The organism is Desulfovibrio faecalis (assembly GCF_053570625.1).
On sequence record NZ_JBRBQR010000001.1, the window covers coordinates 2459488 to 2480088 of the forward strand.

Genomic DNA, 20601 nt, shown 5'->3' on the forward strand with positions numbered 1-20601 from the left:
CGATCCAGAACTTACCGCTCTGTTTTTTGCCAGGAAGGGTATGAACTACCTCCAGATGGACACGGGGCTTTGCTATCGTGGGAGTGTTCCTCAAATTGCTGCGCATGAAGCGCAGGGCTTGCTCACCTTGCAGGGTTTCTGCTTCAGTCGTTTCGGTTTTGAGGGTTTCAGCTTCCACCTGTTGCGGGAACATGCGCTGTGCCAATTCGTGCAGCATGGCACGAGTTTCGCGGCTGGCGCGGTAGGCCAGGGCACGGTCGAGGGCATAGGTGACAGGCTGTATGCCCTGGTGGGCCAGAGGCTGGAAGCGCACGGTCAGATCCCCCCAGCGCAGCAGGCTGCGCGTGGAGAAGGTGACTTCTATGGTGTTGGTGAGGTTGCCGGTTGATGCCTCACCCATGAACAGTTTGCGGACTTCATTGGCATAGTCCACCATAGTGGCACAGAGCGTTTCGGGCAGCGAAGAGAAGCGCTGGGACAGCAGCTTTTTCTCCACAGTTGCATCAGGGTAGCCCACTTCGCAGATGGTGAAGCGGTCGAGCCAGGCGAGATTCTGGCGTTGTGTGCCTTGGTACAGGCCCGTGTCATCGCCAGCGCCATTGGTATTGGCCGTGGCCACGAAACGGAACATGGGGTGCGGCTGGATAATTTCACCCCCATTTTCTGCAATGCACAGGGGGGAGCCGTCCAAAACGCTGTTCAGGCCAGCGGCTATTTCTGGTGAGGTTAAGTCGATCTCATTAAGCAGCAGAACTGCCCCATACCGCATGGCAAGGGCAAGAGGGCCATATTCAAAGGTCATATTGCCGTCTTTGACCGTCAGATGCCCCACCAGATCGGCGAACTCCAGCCGCCCATGGCCGGTGACCTCAAAGATCGGATAGTTGAGCCTGGCTGCCAGTTGTTTGATGCAACTTGTTTTGCCACAACCTGTGGGGCCGAAGACATAGAGCGGTTCATGTGCCCCCTGTGCCCCTTGAAGATTTACGAACCAGACCACCATGTCGCGGCTCGACTCATGGAAGATATAGTCGTGATCAATTGCCGGGGTGTAGGCCGAAGGAACGGCATAGCCCCTGACCGTGGTGCCAGAGGGCTTGCCGCTGAAAACTTGACCGGCATTAAGGTCGGTGGGCTGAAGAGAGTCAAGTTCAGAAATATTCGTGCCTTTCATTATTGCCTCCAAAAACAGAAAGGCGCACCCTCATGGGTACGCCTTCCTGTAAATTTATTATAATGACTGTTAGTTATGTTTTGAAATATGCCTTAAAAGCTCTGCGGGGGTTGTTATTTGCAGTTCTGGAAATATATGCCGCAGTTCTAATAAGTGTTTATCCCCAGACACTAGAAAAGCGGCATTGGCTGCTTTTGCTAAATGAATGAAGACTGCATCATCCCTGTCACGAAGTTCTGAAACTTCTTCAAGAGGAATTTCAAGTGGGAAAGTCTCAGCCCAGGGCAGAAATTCAGCGAGCAAACTCTCAATTTCTTGGGGTTCCAGCTTGAACTTTGGGTAACTTAACACCCTGATCAATTCAGTGACGGTTTCACGACAAACTACAGGGATGATTCCTTCAGTCTGCCATATTTGACGGAGCTCAGCTATTCTTCCCTTTGAGAAAATAAGCGCGGAAACAAGGCAGTTTGTGTCTAAAACTACACGAGGGGCCATAGCTATGCTCTACGCCCCCACTGGACAGCATCCGTTACATCCTGCTCACTGATGCCAAGAGCCGCTAGTTTGTTGCGTACGGCGTCAACTGACCGTACCTGCATGGGCGTGAGGACTATGCGACCATCTTCCAGCGACACATCGAAATATTCGGGCTGGTCAATCTGCTGCACAATGGCCTTTGGAAGCGTAAGCTGATTCTTAGAGGTAAGTTTGGCAAGCATCGCGGCCTCCTTTTTTCGCTAGAGTAAAGAATCCGTGATTAAAGGATACGTCTTGCAAATTATTTGTCAAGCTACGTGGTTCTCAGCTTATCCTCCTTGCGTTATCGCGCTCTGTGAGTTTGTTTCTCCAGATTCAGTTTATAGGTGAAATACTTAATTTTTCGAAAGGAGAGCCAACGCGCTCGCAGCGGGCAAGCAAGGCATCTACGTCAATGTTACCCAAGCCTTCAAAGCGGAAGATGGCAGTCAGTTCTTCATGTAGGGCTTCGCGATTAAGCGTGCTGCGCCCTGCTGCCACTGACATGCGGAATCGGTAGTTTCCCGTGTCTACCCAATCTCGTGTGCCAGACTGCCGGTGAACCAGCTTAAGCACCGTCTCCATTTCTTTGATTTCGTTATCCAAAGCCGTGCGCTGTTCCTTGAGGGCCGCCAGCTTTTCAAGTGCCGGTTCCCATTGCGGCATCTGCACTCCCTGTGGGAATTTGGGGCAATCGCCATTATATTCGCAGTAGGAACAGATTGGGTAAAAACCTTGGGCGCAGGTTACCTGTGAAAGGGACAAATTCCCGGCACGGTGGGCCGTGAGGTCGCCCCAGAGTTGGACCGCATGGTCAAGGGCCGTATCCAACATGGCCTGATTGAAACCATAAGGGCCGAACGCCTTTACCTCCTTCATAGAAAGGCAGAGCAACCATGCCTCCACGCTTGCCTCGGCAGCCGTTGCGGGCAAGTTAAGGCCAAGTTGGACACGGCAAAGTTGAGGGAAGGTCATCTTCTCATGCAGAAGCGTACCGTCCTCAGCACGGAGGCTGAAGACGGGCTTGTTCCATGCTTTTGTTAGCAGGCCGATCTGTCCGTGCAGTTGCAGCAGATGGGAATCGTGCGGGGTGCTGGGAAGCTTGTCGGTGCTTTTTACTTCCAGAATGCGAATGGCGTTAACGGGCGCGCCCCAGACCAGCACAAAATCAAGATGGGCTTTGATGGGCACGCCCTGATGCTGCCAGTTGATCTCAAGCTGGGGAAATACATGCAGGCCCCGCGATGCCAGAGCTTGCCCAACCCCGGATTCGAACCAGTGCCCGCGCTGCAGCGTAAGCAGACGCTCCAGGCTGTTTGTGGTGGGCAGCACCTTTCTGGCCAAGGCCGCCCGTGGGCATTCCCAGTGCTGGCCAATGTCGCTCATTCCCACATAGCTGGAGCGGTCGCCCAGATGGGCAAGTGTGTCTTTGTGGGCGACAGCTTGCAGGCCCTGTCTGATTAGCGCCCTCAGTCCTTCCGTTCGGTCCTGTTCCATGGTTTAGTCTCCGCGGTTTCAAGTTCAAAGTGCAACACCCAGTCCTTGGGTATTGAGAAGTGGGTTCACTTCTTTGGACCAGTCAACGGCAAAACTAAGGTGGACAGTTTTATTGGTTATGCCGCCCATCTAGGGCTAATCAGAGGTGGCACTCCCTCTGGTTTGTACTGCTGATATATCTCCATCGGCTTTCGGCCGTCAAAGGTCTTATGCGGACGCCGGTTATTGTAGAAGCCAAACCACCATGCCAGGACCCGGCAGAGCTCGCTCCCTGTCTCTATCTCTCGCAAATACAGGCATTCATATTTCAGAGAACGCCAGAGACGTTCGATCATCACGTTATCCATCCAGCGGCCTCGGCCATCCATTGAGATGCGTGCTCCGGCCTCCCTGAGCGTCTTCGTAAACTCGTAGCTCGTAAACTGAGAACCCTGATCCGTATTGAAGATTTCTGGTACACCGTAGCGATTCATTGCATCTTCCAGGGCGGCCACACAGAAATCAGCATCCATTGTATTCGACACGCGCCAGGCGAGCACCGCTCGGCTGTGCCAGTCCATAATCGCCACAAGGTACAAGAAACCGCGCCGCATCGGAATGTATGTGATGTCGGCACACCACACCTGGTTTGGCCTTGTGATCGCCTTGCTCCGCAGCAGGTACGGATACGTCTTGTGCTGCGGATGCGGTTGGCTTGTCTTCGGCTTCTGGTAAACCGCCATCAGACTCATTTTGCGCATAAGCCGTCGCACGCGATTACGCCCAATTAGATGCCCTTCATCACGCAGAACGTTGCGCATTTGCCGGGAACCGAAGAACGGCAACTCCAGAAACAATTCATCTATGCGCTTCATGAGCACCAAATTGTACGCGGACTCACCGATCGGTTGGTAGTAGTATGTTGAGCGTTGCAGTTTGAGGATTTCGCACTGCCGCCGAACACTGAGCACTGGATGCCCCAAGTCGACGATTTTACGCCTTCGCTCGCAGCTCAAATTTTGGCGAAGGCTTGCTGTAAAAAATCCTTCTCCACAGTAAGTTGGCCAATCTTGGCATGAAGCTCCTTGATGCGGGCTTCATCATTCTGCTGAGCCTTCTGGGACTTGCCCGCAAAGCCAGCTGCAATCTGCTCCTTGGCCTGCTGCTTCCACTGAGAAATCTGATTTGGATGCACGCCATGCTTGCTGGCAAGCTCGGACAAGCTTTGCTCGCCAGACAGGGCATCAAGGGCGACGCGGGTCTTGAATTCGGCGGTGAACTTCCTTCTCGATTTGGACATAAAAAGCCTCCTTTGACTTCTTACGTCCACCTTAGCTCACGGTCCAGTTTTCCGAACCCACTTCTTTGGCGTCTTCTAAAAAAACTTCATAGGGTGTCTTAAACCCAAGGCATTTTCTAGGCCGCCAGTTCAAGCGGCACATTGCCGCTATGATCTCATCTTGCGTGACCGATGCCAAGCTTACCCCCTTGGGGAAGTATTGGCGTAGAAGGCCATTGGAGTTCTCGTTCAAGCCACGCTCCCACGAATGGTAGGGGTGCGCAAAAAATCCCTGAGCCTCGAGTGTAGCTGACACATCGGCATGGTAGCTGAACTCCTTGCCGTTATCATAGGTAATAGTCTGAACAAAGTCCTTAATGGGTGTCAAGAGTCCTTCAATGACCCGCCTTACTTCGCTGGCGCTTTTGTTGGGAGCCTTGCCAAACAGGAAAAGACGACTTTTACGCTCTGCAAGTGTCACCAAAACGGGGCCTCCTTTACTGCCTTCAACGGTATCAGCCTCCCAATCACCAAGGCGTGAGCGCTCGGCAACAATGGACGGGCGTATGTCTATGCTGATACGCCCCTTGATTTGACCTCGTCTGTCGGGTTTGCCATATCGTCGTTTGCGTTTGCGCTGGCAGCGCAAATGGCTGTGCAGCGTTCCTCCTCGTTTTTTGTCCGCCAGAATGTACTGGTAAATCCATTCATGACTGAGGGCAAAACCTTTGCGTTTGAGAACTCCAGAGATTTGCTCCGGACTGAAGTCCTGGTGCAGACACTGTTCAACATACGTCCATACCTCAAGGCCAATGCGCTTCTTCCCTTTACTGGTCTGCCTTTTCTGACTGCGCTTGTGTGCCTGCCTGTAGCGGTAGCCACGCGCCCCGGTATTTCGCGCAAGTTCGCGGCTTACAGTTGAGACGCTACGGCCTATCGCTTTGGCTATGGCCCTCAGTGACGTTCCACTTTTCACTGCCTGGCAGATGTAGTACCGTTCTTCCCTGGCAAGGTGTGCATAGCCCATACGCCCCTCAATCTTTGGTTGGATGGAGAGGCTAAAGGGCTATACCACCTTGCCTTTTCATTCAACTTTGAGGGTGTTGCACTTGCAAGTTGAATCCGCCCTCCATAAAAACGAGAGGGCCGCCATCAGGCAGCCCTCTCACTCGGCACTTCTATTTTTGCTATGCGGCGTCAACATACTTCCACCACAATTTTCTCTGCGGGTTCCAGCGGAAGCCCGAACCGGCCAGTAATTCCTTTTTGGCCTGCGTGTTGCCGGTGGCAATGATGCAAGGACGTCCGTCCTGGGCTGTAACTTGCTGGTAGGTGACACCTTCAAGCGGTGGAAGGCTTTCAAGGCTGGCTGACGGGCGATTTGAAGGGCTTGAAAGGTTGTTTGCGGTGGCTGACTCGCATTGTCGCTCTTTTTGTGACTCAGGGGCAATTACGGGCAATTTGGGCCGTGTAGGCGATTTTTTGCCATTTTTAGCCCCTTCGCCATCGTCATCTTCGGTTACCATGCCCAACATGGCGGTAAGAGCGTAGCGACGAGCGTATGTCATTGCCGATCCCATGCCCTGCGGGTCGGCCTTGGGCAAAGGAACCACAGCAAGAGAGCTTTGCCACTGGCCAGACTCTGCATGTGTCAGCTTGGTAACCAGCCCTAAGGAGTTGGGCTGCTCCACAGGCACAGGGTACTGGCACAGCCAGATGCCGTTTTCGATGAGCGCGTTGCGGCAGGCGTCCATGACACTGTTGAGACTTGCGTACCAGCTTTTGGTGAACGGATTTTCAGCGTCTTTTGTTGCAGGTTGCACGGTTCGCTGTACGCAGAGCAGGGCCTTAGCTAAATCGGTAATGTTTTCTGATTGGTATTTCTGCATGTTACCTCCTGAAGTGAAGTAATCCTTGATAGTACATTGCTGATCGATGCGTTTAAGGGATTGCTCTCTCTTATTCAGTGATGTAATATGTACTTAATTTTAATTGAGAAACACGACCGTGCCCGTGAACAAAACTTTCTCTAACTGACTACTAAGTTTATCTCAGTGTTTGTGTGTATGTAGAGCTCAAGTCCATTCAATAAAGGTGTAGCATGTTTGATTTCAAAAAACTTTTTAGGTTGACCTGCCCCCAAAAAACTGGTCCGCCTAAAAAGTTAGTATAAGGTGGAGCCATGGAGGGCATCAAATGGGTCGCAAAGCATTCACTCCAGAGCAAATCATTTTCAAACTTCGTGAGGTTGAAGTTCTTGTAGGACAAGGTGAAAGCATTGCGCTGGCTTGCCGCAAAATTGCTGTAACCGAGCAGACGTATTATCGATGGCGCAAGGAATACGGAGGCATGGGTACTGAGCAGCTCAAGCGATTGAAAGAACTAGAAAAGGAAAACGCTAGGCTGCGGCGAGCCGTCGCTGATTTAAGCCTTGAAAAAATTATTCTTGCGGAGGCGGCAAAGGGAAACTTCTGAGCCCCACCCGCCGTCGTCAATGTGCGGAGTATGTCCGTGAGCAGACCGGGAGCAGTGAGCGCAAGGTATGCGCTGTTCTGGGGCAACATCGGACTACTCAACGGTATACGTCCTCTGTTTGTGAGTTTTCAGTGCTCGTGCGCCAGGCGGTGATCAACTATGCCTCGGAGTATGGCCGGTACGGCTACAGAGCGGTGACCGACCTCTTGCGGACAGACGGGTGGGGTATCAGCTATAATCGCGTAGAACGGATTTGGAAACAGGAAGGCTTAAAAGTCCCAGCAAAGCAGCGCCCAAGAAAGCGCTTGTGGCTGAATGATGGTTCCTGCATTCGGCTCCGGCCTGAGTGGAAAAATCACGTCTGGGCTTATGATTTTGTGCATTGCCGCACGGCCAATGGCAAATCTTTTCGTGTGCTGGTAGTCATTGATGAATATAGCCGTGAATGCTTGGCACTACATGTGGCCCGCACAATTCGTGCAGAGCAAGTAATGCACGTTTTGGCAGATTTATTTCGGCTCTTCCGGGTTTTCCGTGGGTAGCTGATCTGCTAATGTCCTTCCCGGAGGGCACCAATGAAGGATACGGACCTATATTTTCGGATTCTCGGGCTGACCGAGCCCTGGTTTGTTGAGGCTGTTGAACTGGACACGGCGGAAGGTCGGGTAGACATCCGCGTGGAGCATGGTCCTGGTGTTCGCTGGTTTTGCCCTACTTGTGGTCGAGAGCTGGCTTGCCGCGACCATGCCGAGCCTCGTGTCTGGCGCCATCTGGACACGTGCCAGTTCAAGACGTTCCTGCATGCTCGGATTCCCCGAGTGGACTGCCCCGAGCATGGCGTCCTTCAGGTCAACGTGCCTTGGGCCGAGTCCAAGGCACGTTTCACCATATTGATGGAGCGATTGATCATCGACGTGCTGACCGAGTGCGCCACCGTAACAGGAGCGCGGCGCATCCTGCGCATCACCTGGGACGAAGCATGGGGTGTCATGGAAAGGGCGGTGCGCCGGGGCCGGGAGCGCAAGCAATCGAATCCCTCGCGGTATCTTGGCGTTGACGAGAAGGCATTCCGCAAGGGGCACGACTATGTGACCGTGGTTTGTGATCTGATCGGCAGCACGGTGGAGTATGTGGCCGACGAGCGTAAGGCCGAAAGCCTTGAGGGGTACTACCTTCAGTTCACCAAGGCGCAGTTGGAGCGGATCAAGGCCGTGGCCATGGACATGTGGGAGCCCTATTTTAAAGCTACGCTCAAACATGTGCCGGACGCGGCGGGGAAAATCGTTCACGATCGGTTCCACGTCATGAAACACGTAGGCGAGGCTGTGGACCGGGTACGCAAGCAAGAGCACCGCGAACTCACAAGTCAGGATGACCATCGACTCAAGGGCACGAAATTCCTCTGGCTATACCGGGAGGAGAATCTGCCGGACAAACACCGGCCAGCCCTGGAGGCCTTGAAGACAGCGAACCTCAAGGTGGCCAAGGCCTGGGCCATGAAGGAAAGCCTGAACGACGTCTGGAAGTACCTGAGCACGGGATGGGCCAGACGTTTTGTGAAGCGATGGCTGGTCTGGGTGAACAGGTCAGATCTTGCCCCAATGCGCAAAGTGGGCGGACTGATTCAGAGACATCTTGAGAACATCCTGACCTTCTGCCGCCACAGGATCACCAACGGCGTGGCCGAGGGCCTCAACAGCAAGATCATGGCCATCAAGAGGAAGGCTTGCGGTTATAGGAACCGGGAGCATTTCAAGACAGCCATCTACTTCTTCTGTGGCGGTCTAAACCTCTACCCGGCCAGTTCCTGACAGGGGTTACCCACGGAAAACCCGGAAGAACCTGTTTTACAATGAACGGATAAACTCTGGGGGACGTGACTGACCTTTTTTCTAATAGCAAAATCCCGCAAGCCAATTTGACCCTCCCCCCGAAAAGTATGCCCCTGAAAAGTTAGTGTTCCTGACATAGGAGCATACGAATGAAACGAAGCAGATTCGCCGAAGAGCAGATTATTGGGATATTTCGGCAAGCCCAGACTTTGGAACGAAAAAGCAGGATGATGAGGTTTGTGTGGGGGGGGGGAGGATTTGAACCTACTCCCTTCGGGCTTGAGCAAAGTTGCTCTTTTGTGGAGGGTTAAAAGGGGGTTAGTTCGGGGTGTATGCGGATGTCTTTTGATGTTTCTGGATGCACTCTAACATTGCTAATTTATTGAATTCACAACTTTTGAGTCTGTCCTTTCACGCCGTCGACAGGGGTTCAAATCCCCTTGGGGACGCCACTCGAGAATAAAGGGTTACATTGAAAAATGTAACCCTTTTTTCGTGCGCTTTCTACTGCCCTACGGGGGCATTCCCCGCAGCATTCATTTTTCTTTTACTCCGGCACCTTCTCGCGTAAAGGGCAAGCTGGCCTGCATGGTATGCCCATTTTATTAGGGTAAGCCAGACCTTCTGGGGCAGTTTCCCCCTTGCCCAGATGGGCAAGCCGCCGCTATACTTGCCATTGCCCGGCCCTGACGCCGCAAGGCAAGCCCAAAGGAAACCGCCCATGCCCGCATCCCTGCTGCTCAATCCCTTTCGCACCGCGCCCGCTCAGGGCGTGGACGTTACCGCTTTTTCACCCGCCGTGGCCCGGCATGTCCGCGCGTATCACGCCTCTTTCAGCCAGTACCACCCCACTCCATTGGTGAGCCTGCCGGGGCTGGCGGCAAGCCTTGGCCTAAAAAACGTCTGCGTAAAGGATGAGTCACACCGCTTTGGCCTCAACGCCTTCAAGGTGCTAGGCGGCTCCTACGCCGTGGCCCGCTGCCTTGCCGAGCACATGCGCCTGCCAGCCGAAGGCCTTGTGCGGGGCATGCTTGAGGCCCCCGCCGCCAGAGCAGCCGCAGGGCAGATCACCTTTATCAGCACAACGGACGGCAACCACGGCAGGGGGCTGGCATGGACAGCCCGCGAGCTGGGCTATCCCTGCATCATCTACATGCCCAAAGGGTCGGACAAAACCCGCCAGAACAACATTCTGGCGCTTGGCGCGCAGTGCAACATCACGGATCTCAATTATGACGACACCGTGCGTATGAGCTGGAATCTGGCGCAGGAAAAAGGCTATGTAATGGTGCAGGACACCGCGTGGGAGGGCTACGAACAGATTCCCGCATGGATCATGCAGGGGTACTTGACCCTTGCCGCAGAAATTCTGGAGCAGATGGACGCAGCCGCCATTCGCCCGACGCACTGTTTTCTTCAGGCGGGCGTAGGATCATTTGCCGCTGCTGTGGCGGGTTTTCTGGTGGCGGCCCTTGGCGAGGCGGCCCCACGGTTCATTGTGGTGGAACCGCACGCCGCCGATTGCTTTTACCGCTCCGCGCTGGCGGGCAACGGCAAGGCCCATGCCGTGGGCGGCGACCTGCAAACCCTCATGGCCGGGCTTGCCTGCGGCGAACCGAGCAGTCTGGCCTGGAGCATCCTCAAGGATTACAGCACGGCCTTCATGTCCTGCCCGGATTACATGGCAGCCAATGGCATGCGTTTGTTGGCGGCGCCCGTGAGGGGCGATCAGCCCATTGTTTCCGGCGAATCTGGCGCGGCTGGCGCGGGTGCGCTGCACTGGCTCATGAGCAGCCCTGCTGCGGCAGACCAGCGCGAAGCTCTAGGCCTGAACGCCGAAGCCTCGGTTCTGCTTATCAGCACCGAGGGCGACACTGTGCCGCACATCTACAAAAAGATTGTCTGGCAGGGCGCGTATGCTGATAAGGAGTGCGCCTGACAGCAGCCGCCCCCGTCAACCACACATCCGTCAGATGCGGCATCCATGCGCAGACCACACCGCAACGGGTGTGTATATGCAGCCCCTGCGCCCATTAGCGGTTGTTTTCCCATTCCTTTTTCAACAGCGCATAAAGGCATGTGTTTTCGTATTTGGGCGTTCCATCGGCATTGCTGACAAATGAAATGAACTCCTTGAAAAGCCCTTCCCTGCGCATGCCCATCCGCTCGCACAGTTTTTGCGAGCGGATGTTGTCATCTTCCACATAGGCATATATCCGCCGTGCGCCCTTGCGGGTAAAAAGAATATCAAGAAACGCCCTTGCGGCCTCGCTTGCGTATCCTTTTCCCTCATGGCTGGCGTTCAGATGCCAGCCCACGCCATAGGTATCCGGTTCATCATTCGCGGCAAACATCAGCCCGATTATCTCCTCCTGCTCTTTGAGGCAAACCGCCAGTTGCACGGGGTCTGCGCTTCGCCGCGCAACATCGGCAACCGCCGCGTCCATCGAGTCCAGACGGTCAGACGCAAAACAGTGGACGCGTGGGTGCGAAAGCATTTCAAGGAGGCCTGCCGCGTCCTTGGCTTCAAAAGGTCTCAGGACAAGACGTTCCGTTTCAAATTTTGCCACAGCAACCTCCTGTATTTCAAAATCATCATCTCTGATCATGGCATGCTCAATGTTGTTCTTGCTGGGCCGCAGGCTCGGCAGAAGGTCCTTTCCGCCGCAGCTTTCCGCTGAAAAAACGGTTCACTACAATGAAGAACAGCGGCGTGTAGTAAATGCCCAGGCCTGTTGCGGTGATCATGCCTGTCAGCACGGCTGTACCAAGGGCGTTTTGCGCGCCGGAGCCCGCCCCGCTGCTGAGCGCCAGCGGCACCACACCAAGGATGAAGCATAGCGAAGTCATTATGATAGGCCGCAGGCGAAGCCGGGAGGCCTCTACCGTGGCTGCAACCAGATCCTTGCCGCCCCGGTGCATTTCTCTGGCAAATTCCACGATCAGGATTGAGTTCTTGGCCGACAGGCCAATGATCGTCAGCAGTGCAATTTGCAGGTAGATGTCGTTATTCATGCCGCGCAGGTACACGCCGCCCAAGGCGCCCACAATGCCGGTGGGCACCGCCAGCAGCACCGCCAGCGGGATAGTCCAGCTTTCGTACAGGGCAGCCAGGCAAAGAAAGACCACGATAATGGAAACAGCGTAGAGCAAAGGGGCCTGGCTTGCGGACACACGTTGCTGATAGGAAAGCCCCGTCCAGGCATAGTCAAAGCCGGAGGGCAGACTTGCCGCGCTTTTTTCCATTGCCGCCATAGCCTGCCCGGTGCTTTGCCCCGGTGCGGCGGCCCCTTCAATCTTTAGGCTCTTCCGGGTTTTCCGTGGGTAGCTGATCTGCTAATGTCCTTCCCGGAGGGCACCAATGAAGGATACGGACCTATATTTTCGGATTCTCGGGCTGACCGAGCCCTGGTTTGTTGAGGCTGTTGAACTGGACACGGCGGAAGGTCGGGTAGACATCCGCGTGGAGCATGGTCCTGGTGTTCGCTGGTTTTGCCCTACTTGTGGTCGAGAGCTGGCTTGCCGCGACCATGCCGAGCCTCGTGTCTGGCGCCATCTGGACACGTGCCAGTTCAAGACGTTCCTGCATGCTCGGATTCCCCGAGTGGACTGCCCCGAGCATGGCGTCCTTCAGGTCAACGTGCCTTGGGCCGAGTCCAAGGCACGTTTCACCATATTGATGGAGCGATTGATCATCGACGTGCTGACCGAGTGCGCCACCGTAACAGGAGCGCGGCGCATCCTGCGCATCACCTGGGACGAAGCATGGGGTGTCATGGAAAGGGCGGTGCGCCGGGGCCGGGAGCGCAAGCAATCGAATCCCTCGCGGTATCGTGCCGGTGACGAGAAGGCATTCCGCAAGGGCACGACTATGTGACCGTGGTTTGTGATCTGATCGGCAGCACGGTGGAGTATGTGGCCGACGAGCGTAAGGCCGAAAGCCTTGAGGGGTACTACCTTCAGTTCACCAAGGCGCAGTTGGAGCGGATCAAGGCCGTGGCCATGGACATGTGGGAGCCTATTTTAAAGCTACGCTCAAACATGTGCCGGACGCGGCGGGGAAAATCGTTCACGATCGGTTCCACGTCATGAAACACGTAGGCGAGGCTGTGGACCGGGTACGCAAGCAAGAGCACCGCGAACTCACAAGTCAGGATGACCATCGACTCAAGGGCACGAAATTCCTCTGGCTATACCGGGAGGAGAATCTGCCGGACAAACACCGGCCAGCCCTGGAGGCCTTGAAGACAGCGAACCTCAAGGTGGCCAAGGCCTGGGCCATGAAGGAAAGCCTGAACGACGTCTGGAAGTACCTGAGCACGGGATGGGCCAGACGTTTTGTGAAGCGATGGCTGGTCTGGGTGAACAGGTCAGATCTTGCCCCAATGCGCAAAGTGGGCGGACTGATTCAGAGACATCTTGAGAACATCCTGACCTTCTGCCGCAGAACCAAATATAATTGAAGCAACAGTAACAAAAAATCGTAATTTTGAATTCAATGATCCGTGTTGGGTCAGATACAGCATCAAAAACGAATCCGGTAGGTTAACCTTCCAGTTCAATGACCAAGCGGCAATATCATCGTCTACCAACGCCCTTCCGGCTGGTGAGGGCGAAGGTATGAAAAATTTGTATGACAACATATCTGCCCCCAACAAGCCGGATACCGATCAGGCCATAATTGAATATATCACAAGCCATTCAGATCAGTCACAGGGCGATATCGTTAAGGCACTGATGGAACAGTTGTCTCTTGGGCGCAGTACCCTTTCAGAGCGTATCAAGCAACTGCGTGAGGCTGGTCAACTTGATTTCTGGGCAAACTCACCTGCTAAGGGCAAGCGAGAAGTGACATCCTCAGCTTCGGTTGAACCATTTAAAGGGAACTCATAGCAATGGCTTTTATCATTTCTATGTCAAACAGAACAGTGAATTAGGCCCAGATGAGTGTTGAAAATTTTTCACAGAAAAAGGTCGCCATTTTGAGCGGCCTTTTTTGTGGTGTATAGGTTTGGGATTTGCAGCCTCACGCCTTGAGGCACAGGCCATATTTCGTCAATCTCATCTATTTCCGCATAGCTTCTTTCCTGTATTCTGTGGCATTCTTTCTCTTCTTTTATTAAGTAGGTTGGCAGGCATATTTATTATCCATCCATCCACAAACAGTCCCTCTTAAGAGGGACTGTTTGTGGATGGATGGATCTAATCTGCCAACCTACTTATCAAGGAGGAGAAAGCCTATAACATCAAAAAAGAATCCAAGATAAGACCAAAGCAAAAAAATAAAAGCCTTTTTGAGGGTGCGGTGATCGATGTCACCGCCTGTCCATAAAACAGAACCATCGTCAGATTTTGCCCCCGTATGCCACCGGTATGGTGACTGCTGTTAGTCCAAGAAAATCACTCTAATTGGATTTTGTTGAACTATGACGCTGGCAGAAAGCAAATGTTTATCCCGTTTAATCGCACAGTTCGCACACCCCGCACAGCACAGAAGCACGCATTTCCAAAAAAAATTAAAGAATACATTTCTGCTGGTTAGTATATGTGTAATAGCCCGATGCAGACCATTGTGGCCCTGAACGACTATCACACGCATACTCAGTAGGATTTATCATGGAAAGCTTGAGTTGTTCACTTACGCCAACTGGACAGAAGGAAAATAGGATAGTCTACGCGGGCCATGCCGACCAAGAGCACGCAGATTTTGCGGAAATGTCTCGCCAATGGAGCGTGTACCCTGCTTCAGAAGAAGGCATCAAAGAAGCAGTACTTGATGGTTATACGGCTATCTCAATCTTTGAGTTTAGCCACCCTGTTGAAAAAGGCAAAGCCCAGCCCATGCGCTATGGAGATATGGTGCTAGATTTTGACGCCAAGAAAGAGCTGCGTGACAACAATGGCAATCCTTTGGGCAAAGTTGGCGATATTGACAAAGCCCTGGAAGCTGTTCGCACTTTTCTTCAAATTTTTAATAAGTACGGGGTAAATCCCCAAGACCTGCATTATTACGCCAGCGGAGGAAAGGGCTTTCATGTTGTTGTTCCTAGAGAACTAATTGGCTCGGAAGCAGGTGATATTGAACTGCCTGCCATTTATCGGCATATGCTTAGTCAAATTCTCAACGTGGTCACAACTAAGGAACTGTGGGACGGTGCCGTCATTGGTGCACTCAAAGAAAGCCATACACAGGCACTAGAAGGCATTTGCATTGACCCTAACGGGTTCAAGGGCGGTAAAGGCCAGCTCATCAGGCTGCCCCATATCCAGCGGGCGGATGGCAATTACAAGGTGCCTGTCACATATGACGAAATCATGCACGATGATGCCGCGTTTTTTGAAAAAGTCGTCAAGTCAGACCGGCATATTGATGGGGAAGGCATTCGTGAGGGTATCACATGCGCTCCTCTGCTGGAAGAAGCTTATTTACAAGCCAAAAAGTTCGTTTGCCTTCCCGCAGACAGGCGGAATGCCAGCAGCCAGATTGCAAGCATTGAAACGGAGTGCGAGTTCGTGTCTTTTTGCGCTCAGCATGCGAGTGAAGTTACAGAGCCTCAGTGGTTTGTTCTCGCCAGAATTATGGCCCACTGTGGTGCATTAGGGCAAAAGCTATTTCACGTGTACAGCCAGCTTGATCCTCTGCGCTATAATGAGGATGGGGCACGTAAAAAGCTACGCAATGCCTACAGCTATCCACCCGTCACTTGCAAGGAAATTCAAAACGTATTTCTTTGTTCAGGTTGCTGTCGGGTAAAATGTCCTATGGACATTTATCGAAGAAAACTTGCCACCACTGAAGAGGGAGCCTTTGCCGTGCTGGATGAGGGGCTTGTGTTTTACCCTGATGCCACTGACAAAACTGTCTTTGAGCTGGTCAGTTCCTATGTTGACGTAAAAGCCTCTGCTCGGGACGCCGAAAGTTGCGGATGGTCAAAAATCATCGAAGTCCGTGATCCAGATGGAGTGTTGCATCAATGCCGCGTTCCTTTCACATCGTTGAATGGTTCTGGCGATGAAGCGCTTGTACTGCTGTCGGAAGCGGGATTGCAACTGGAACCAGGCAGGCAGGCCCGTCAACGGCTCCTTCAATATCTCAACAAGGCAGCCCCTAAACAGCGGGCATTGATCGTTGAAAAGAATGGCTGGGTTGAAAAAGCCAATAAATTTGTGCCGTTCGATTTAGGGGGGCTGGATGGTTGCAGCGAATACCTTTGCTCACGCTTTCCAGTTGCGTCCAAGCTATTTGAGCAAAGAGGTACGCTTGAAGAATGGAAAAAGCACGTGGGCGTATATTGCAAGGGCAATCCGCTCCTGCAGGTGGTGACTGTTGCGGCCCTTTCCGGCCCCCTGCTAGCGTTCATGGGGCATTCTGGCTTTGGCATTCATCTCTACGGTAATTCTTCCAGTGGCAAAACTACGAGTCTTCATATAGCGGGTTCTGTCACCGGTGGTGAGCTGAAATCATGGCGGACAACGGATAATGGGCTGGAAGGCATCGCAGAGCAACATAACGACAATTGCCTTTTGCTTGACGAAATCAGTCAGTGTGACCCTGACGTGGTGGCGCAGGTGGCCTATATGCTTGCCAATGGACAAGGTAAATCACGTTCCTCAAAGACCGGGGTCAGCCGTCGCGTGCCGACGTGGGATTTGACATTTTTGTCTTCAGGTGAAGTGTCCATATCTGACCGTGCCGACCAGGGTTATAGAAATAAAGCCATGGCCGGGCATGAGGTGCGTGTCATCAGCCTTCTTGCAGACGGCGGTTTTGATAGCGGCATATTTTCAACTGTCCCGAAAGGGATGTCGGCTGGTGGGTTGTCCGACATGTTGGTGCAAAACAGCAATCAATATCGTGGTGCCCCCTTGCGAGCTATGATTCAGCACCTCAAAGATGATCGGGATAAAATTTGTGATGAGATATATAGGCATATGGAGCAATTCCTTGATGGTCTTGACCGTACGGCCTTATCTTCCCAGGCGAAGCGTGTGGCCGACCATTTTGCGTTGCTGGCTGGTGTGGGTGAAGTCGCTATAGATCTCGGCATACTTCCTTGGTCAACAGGGGAATCAATGACAGCAATGAAAAGTTGCTTTGAGTGGTGGCTGCGGGACAGGAATGGCGCTGTTGATTTTGAGATTGAAAAAGCCACAGAAAAACTTTTGTCTCTAGCTCGCAATGGGTTCTATGGGAAATGCGGTGATGACTATCCAATTAAGAAACTCACGTCTGATGGAAAAGATTGTTTCTTTATACCGCGTACGTACGCTGTGCCTGAAATCTGCAAGGAGTATCAGTACAAGTCTTTTGTGGCAAATCTGAAGGAAAAGGGGCTGCTGGCACTGACTAAAGACGGTGAAATTCGGGAACAATTCTGGCAGGGCGATAACAGCAACCGGCCTAGAGGTTTCGCCATTATCAGAAAAAATCTATATGACGATCCAGATACAACAGAAGTTCATCAGTCTTTGGGCAAAAAAATTGACTACGAAGGTAAAGACATGGACGATAATGTTTTCTGAGAGCTATTTCAGAAATAGCAGAAATTATCGCGTGCGAAGTGTGCGAGTGTGCGAAAACACTCATAGCAGGGGCAGTGAAATTATTATTTTCACTGCCCCCTATATTATGCCCAATTTAATACTTTTCAACCCAATGAGGCTAATATGAAGATAAGCCACTCCAGAGTTATGGATATGTATGGTACCGACAGTTTTTTTAATGCTTTGGAAAAAGAACTTCCGCCGGTGTTCACTCGGGATGTAGCTTCAAAGTGTATGGGGGGGCTGCTGACCCCCAAAACGATGTCCAATGCAGACGCACTGGGCACAGGCCCCTCTATACGAGTTCGACTGGGGAAAAAAATTGCATATGAGCGCACAAGCTTTATGCACTGGCTGCGAAAACGACTCAGCGCGTGATCCAGGCCAAGTCCATAAGGATTGACACCTACTATGATTTGAATCAAATTTTACCTACACTCAGTAGCAGTTCGGTTGGCCGAACTGCTACAATAAGCTGTATTCATTGATTATCGGAGGGATTATGTCTGAATCTCAAGATCGTGAATATGAAATCGGGAAAATATACTCAATAGATATAAACAATTTGATGCCTAACCCTGAGCAGCCCAGGAAGTATTTTGACGAAGATGAGATCAAAGCCCTTGCAGCTGACATTAAAGAAAATGGCCTTCTGCAAAACATCACGTTTACCTGTCATGAGGGCAAGCTGATAATCATCTCTGGGGAAAGACGTGTGCGTGCGCACAAACAGTTGAAGAAGGAAACTATAGAAGGTAAATATATTGAAGGTGATCTGTTGACCCTAGCTTTGATGGAAAATATCCTTCGATCTGACCTAACAGCTGTTGAATTTGCTGAGTCTGTAGCGGCCTTGCAAAAACAGAAGAGTTGCTCAAATAGTGTTATTGCAGGAATAATTGGTAAAAAAGAGAGCACGACAAGCGAAATATTAAAAATTGCATCGCTGCCAGAAGATATTCGCAATGACGCACGAACAAAGCCCTATATGACCCGTGAGCGTCTGTTGAAGGTCGCGCGGAGGAAGGATGTAGATGCCCAGCGGAAAGTTTACAGTAAGCTGCGCAATATGCTTGAAAATAAATCGCATAAACCCCGTAAACCTTCTAACACCTCTCAAGGCACCAATGAAACTGGGAATCGTTTTGTTAATGCGCAGATCCGTAAAATTGAAAGTATGGCTGTGGAACTCAATGCATCTCACGAAAAAATGTTTTCAAAGATAAAGGCTGAGCTTACGGATGAAGATAAACAGGGCCTGATAATGGCACTTGAAGGCATGCGTGCAGATATTGATGTTCTTCTGAATTCCTTTGAAAGTGCCCAGAATCTATCGAATTCTGAAAACTGTATGAAATTTGAAGACGTTGATGCAAATGTCTCTTTATAGATATTTGAGAATCTGCGGAAAGCTAGTATCATTGCGACATTCTTTCACTTCGTCAGCCGTAACTTAATGGGAAATTTGACAGTGAGAGCCTCATGGGGATGGAAGTTGATTTCCCTTGGATACAACCGTGAAGCGTGTTGTGGAAAAAGTTAAAGTTTTTTAGCTGGTGAGGTTTTGTGAAAAATCTGGCCACTCTACCAATGGTCTATTTGGTATTTGGGGAATTGGCTTGGCTAGAGTGACTATCTAGAAAATTCAATTCCATTGCTCGATTGCTATCAAGGTTTCATGACACTATCTATTCTTGGGGGAAGATGTGGAAATTTGTGATTTATTAAGCGAGATTGCGCACTATGCGGCTCAGCTTACACAAAACCAGTACTTTACATTTATGTATTGCCTAGGCACGGTATTAATATTTAGTTATTTATATCGCCGAAAATATCTAGAAGGAAAACGAATCGTACAGGCATGCAATGATGCTACGCGAGACGTTAAACTGGAATCTCTAGATGAGAATGGCTCACCTGCAGCAGGGCTTGATTCTCAAAATGTGAATGAGTTCCCCAGTGCAGGAAAACGGTACAAAGAGATTATTTTTAAATATAATTTGGTTCTTCCGGGTTTTCCGTGGGTAACCCCTGTCAGGAACTGGCCGGGTAGAGGTTTAGACCGCCACAGAAGAAGTAGATGGCTGTCTTGAAATGCTCCCGGTTCCTATAACCGCAAGCCTTCCTCTTGATGGCCATGATCTTGCTGTTGAGGCCCTCGGCCACGCCGTTGGTGATCCTGTGGCGGCAGAAGGTCAGGATGTTCTCAAGATGTCTCTGAATCAGTCCGCCCACTTTGCGCATTGGGGCAAGATCTGACCTGTTCACCCAGACCAGCCATCGCTTCACAAAACGTCTGGCCCATCCCGTGCTCAGGTACTTCCAGACGTCGTTCAGGCTTTCCTTCATGGCCCAGGCCTTGGCCACCTTGAGGTTCGCTGTCTTCAAGGCCTCCAGGGCTGGCCGGTGTTTGTCCGGCAGATTCTCCTCCCGGTATAGCCAGAGGAATTTCGTGCCCTTGAGTCGATGGTCATCCTGACTTGTGAGTTCGCGGTGCTCTTGCTTGCGTACCCGGTCCACAGCCTCGCCTACGTGTTTCATGACGTGGAACCGATCGTGAACGATTTTCCCCGCCGCGTCCGGCACATGTTTGAGCGTAGCTTTAAAATAGGGCTCCCACATGTCCATGGCCACGGCCTTGATCCGCTCCAACTGCGCCTTGGTGAACTGAAGGTAGTACCCCTCAAGGCTTTCGGCCTTACGCTCGTCGGCCACATACTCCACCGTGCTGCCGATCAGATCACAAACCACGGTCACATAGTCGTGCCCCTTGCGGAATGCCTTCTCGTCAACGCCAAGATACCGCGAGGGATTCGATTGCTTGCGCTCCCGGCCCCGGCGCACCGCCCTTTCCATGACACCCCATGCTTCGTCCCAGGTGATGCGCAGGATGCGCCGCGCTCCTGTTACGGTGGCGCACTCGGTCAGCACGTCGATGATCAATCGCTCCATCAATATGGTGAAACGTGCCTTGGACTCGGCCCAAGGCACGTTGACCTGAAGGACGCCATGCTCGGGGCAGTCCACTCGGGGAATCCGAGCATGCAGGAACGTCTTGAACTGGCACGTGTCCAGATGGCGCCAGACACGAGGCTCGGCATGGTCGCGGCAAGCCAGCTCTCGACCACAAGTAGGGCAAAACCAGCGAACACCAGGACCATGCTCCACGCGGATGTCTACCCGACCTTCCGCCGTGTCCAGTTCAACAGCCTCAACAAACCAGGGCTCGGTCAGCCCGAGAATCCGAAAATATAGGTCCGTATCCTTCATTGGTGCCCTCCGGGAAGGACATTAGCAGATCA

At 52.2% G+C, this 20601-nt stretch carries 14 protein-coding genes and 3 pseudogenes; 7 read left to right on the forward strand and 10 right to left on the reverse strand.

Annotated elements, in window-relative coordinates; translation table 11 throughout:
* Positions 1 to 181: 181 nt before the first annotated feature.
* The 7 genes and pseudogenes from ACUZ79_RS10780 to ACUZ79_RS10810 all read right to left on the reverse strand — a co-directional run.
* Positions 182 to 1174 (reverse strand): annotated as a pseudogene (locus ACUZ79_RS10780) (AAA family ATPase); the annotation flags it as partial.
* 69 nt (positions 1175 to 1243) lie between these two features.
* Complete coding sequence (locus ACUZ79_RS10785; RefSeq protein WP_209819096.1) at positions 1244 to 1672, reverse strand: putative toxin-antitoxin system toxin component, PIN family; 429 nt, start codon at positions 1670 to 1672, stop codon at positions 1244 to 1246.
* A gap of 2 nt (positions 1673 to 1674) precedes the next feature.
* Positions 1675 to 1896 (reverse strand): AbrB/MazE/SpoVT family DNA-binding domain-containing protein, encoded by a 222-nt coding sequence (locus ACUZ79_RS10790; protein ID WP_449251586.1) that lies wholly within the window; start codon positions 1894 to 1896, stop codon positions 1675 to 1677.
* A 133-nt stretch (positions 1897 to 2029) separates the two neighbouring features.
* Positions 2030 to 3190, reverse strand: coding sequence for a hypothetical protein (locus ACUZ79_RS10795; RefSeq protein ID WP_449251587.1), 1161 nt, complete (start codon positions 3188 to 3190; stop codon positions 2030 to 2032).
* Between the two features lie 116 nt (positions 3191 to 3306).
* A protein-coding gene (locus ACUZ79_RS10800) for an IS3 family transposase (protein WP_192113970.1) occupies positions 3307 to 4469 on the reverse strand; the annotation gives its coding sequence in 2 pieces (ribosomal slippage) (positions 3307 to 4191 and positions 4194 to 4469; 1161 coding nt in all).
* A gap of 31 nt (positions 4470 to 4500) precedes the next feature.
* Positions 4501 to 5475, reverse strand: a complete 975-nt coding sequence (locus tag ACUZ79_RS10805) for an IS30 family transposase (RefSeq protein WP_449251588.1) — start codon at positions 5473 to 5475, stop codon at positions 4501 to 4503.
* A 160-nt stretch (positions 5476 to 5635) separates the two neighbouring features.
* Entirely contained in the window at positions 5636 to 6337 is a 702-nt protein-coding gene (locus ACUZ79_RS10810) for an ERF family protein (protein WP_449251589.1), read from the reverse strand.
* Positions 6338 to 6644: 307 nt separating this feature from the next.
* On the opposite strand from ACUZ79_RS10810, the pseudogene ACUZ79_RS10815 reads away from it, so the two are divergent.
* The 3 genes and pseudogenes from ACUZ79_RS10815 to dpaL all read left to right on the forward strand — a co-directional run.
* Positions 6645 to 7438, forward strand: a pseudogene (locus ACUZ79_RS10815) (IS3 family transposase); the annotation flags it as partial.
* Positions 7439 to 7498: 60 nt separating this feature from the next.
* Positions 7499 to 8734 carry an ISL3 family transposase gene (locus tag ACUZ79_RS10820; protein ID WP_096152604.1) on the forward strand — a complete coding sequence of 412 codons (1236 nt, stop codon included), beginning with the start codon at positions 7499 to 7501 and terminating at the stop codon, positions 8732 to 8734.
* A gap of 742 nt (positions 8735 to 9476) precedes the next feature.
* Positions 9477 to 10694, forward strand: a complete 1218-nt coding sequence (gene dpaL / locus ACUZ79_RS10825) for a diaminopropionate ammonia-lyase (protein WP_449251590.1) — start codon at positions 9477 to 9479, stop codon at positions 10692 to 10694.
* Between the two features lie 94 nt (positions 10695 to 10788).
* On the opposite strand, the gene ACUZ79_RS10830 is transcribed toward dpaL, so the two are convergent.
* Together ACUZ79_RS10830 and ACUZ79_RS10835 are read right to left on the reverse strand one after the other, a co-directional pair.
* On the reverse strand, positions 10789 to 11325 hold the full coding sequence (locus tag ACUZ79_RS10830) for a GNAT family N-acetyltransferase (protein WP_449251591.1): 537 nt from the start codon (positions 11323 to 11325) through the stop codon (positions 10789 to 10791).
* A gap of 46 nt (positions 11326 to 11371) precedes the next feature.
* Positions 11372 to 12088, reverse strand: a complete 717-nt coding sequence (locus ACUZ79_RS10835) for an efflux RND transporter permease subunit (RefSeq protein WP_449252177.1) — start codon at positions 12086 to 12088, stop codon at positions 11372 to 11374.
* A 28-nt stretch (positions 12089 to 12116) separates the two neighbouring features.
* On the opposite strand from ACUZ79_RS10835, the pseudogene ACUZ79_RS10840 reads away from it, so the two are divergent.
* From ACUZ79_RS10840 to ACUZ79_RS10855, 4 genes and pseudogenes are all read left to right on the forward strand, one after another.
* Positions 12117 to 13200: pseudogene (locus tag ACUZ79_RS10840) on the forward strand (ISL3 family transposase); the annotation flags it as partial.
* Positions 13201 to 13375: 175 nt separating this feature from the next.
* Complete coding sequence (locus ACUZ79_RS10845) at positions 13376 to 13648, forward strand: winged helix-turn-helix domain-containing protein (protein WP_449251592.1); 273 nt, start codon at positions 13376 to 13378, stop codon at positions 13646 to 13648.
* Positions 13649 to 14371: 723 nt separating this feature from the next.
* Positions 14372 to 17278, forward strand: a complete 2907-nt coding sequence (locus ACUZ79_RS10850) for a DUF927 domain-containing protein (protein ID WP_449251593.1) — start codon at positions 14372 to 14374, stop codon at positions 17276 to 17278.
* Between the two features lie 523 nt (positions 17279 to 17801).
* Positions 17802 to 18689 carry a ParB/RepB/Spo0J family partition protein gene (locus ACUZ79_RS10855; protein WP_449251594.1) on the forward strand — a complete coding sequence of 296 codons (888 nt, stop codon included), beginning with the start codon at positions 17802 to 17804 and terminating at the stop codon, positions 18687 to 18689.
* 644 nt (positions 18690 to 19333) lie between these two features.
* Here the strand turns inward: ACUZ79_RS10855 and ACUZ79_RS10860 are convergent.
* The gene (locus ACUZ79_RS10860; protein WP_096152604.1) at positions 19334 to 20569 is read right to left on the reverse strand and encodes an ISL3 family transposase; all 1236 of its coding nucleotides are present in this window, start codon (positions 20567 to 20569) and stop codon (positions 19334 to 19336) included.
* Positions 20570 to 20601 lie beyond the last annotated feature (32 nt).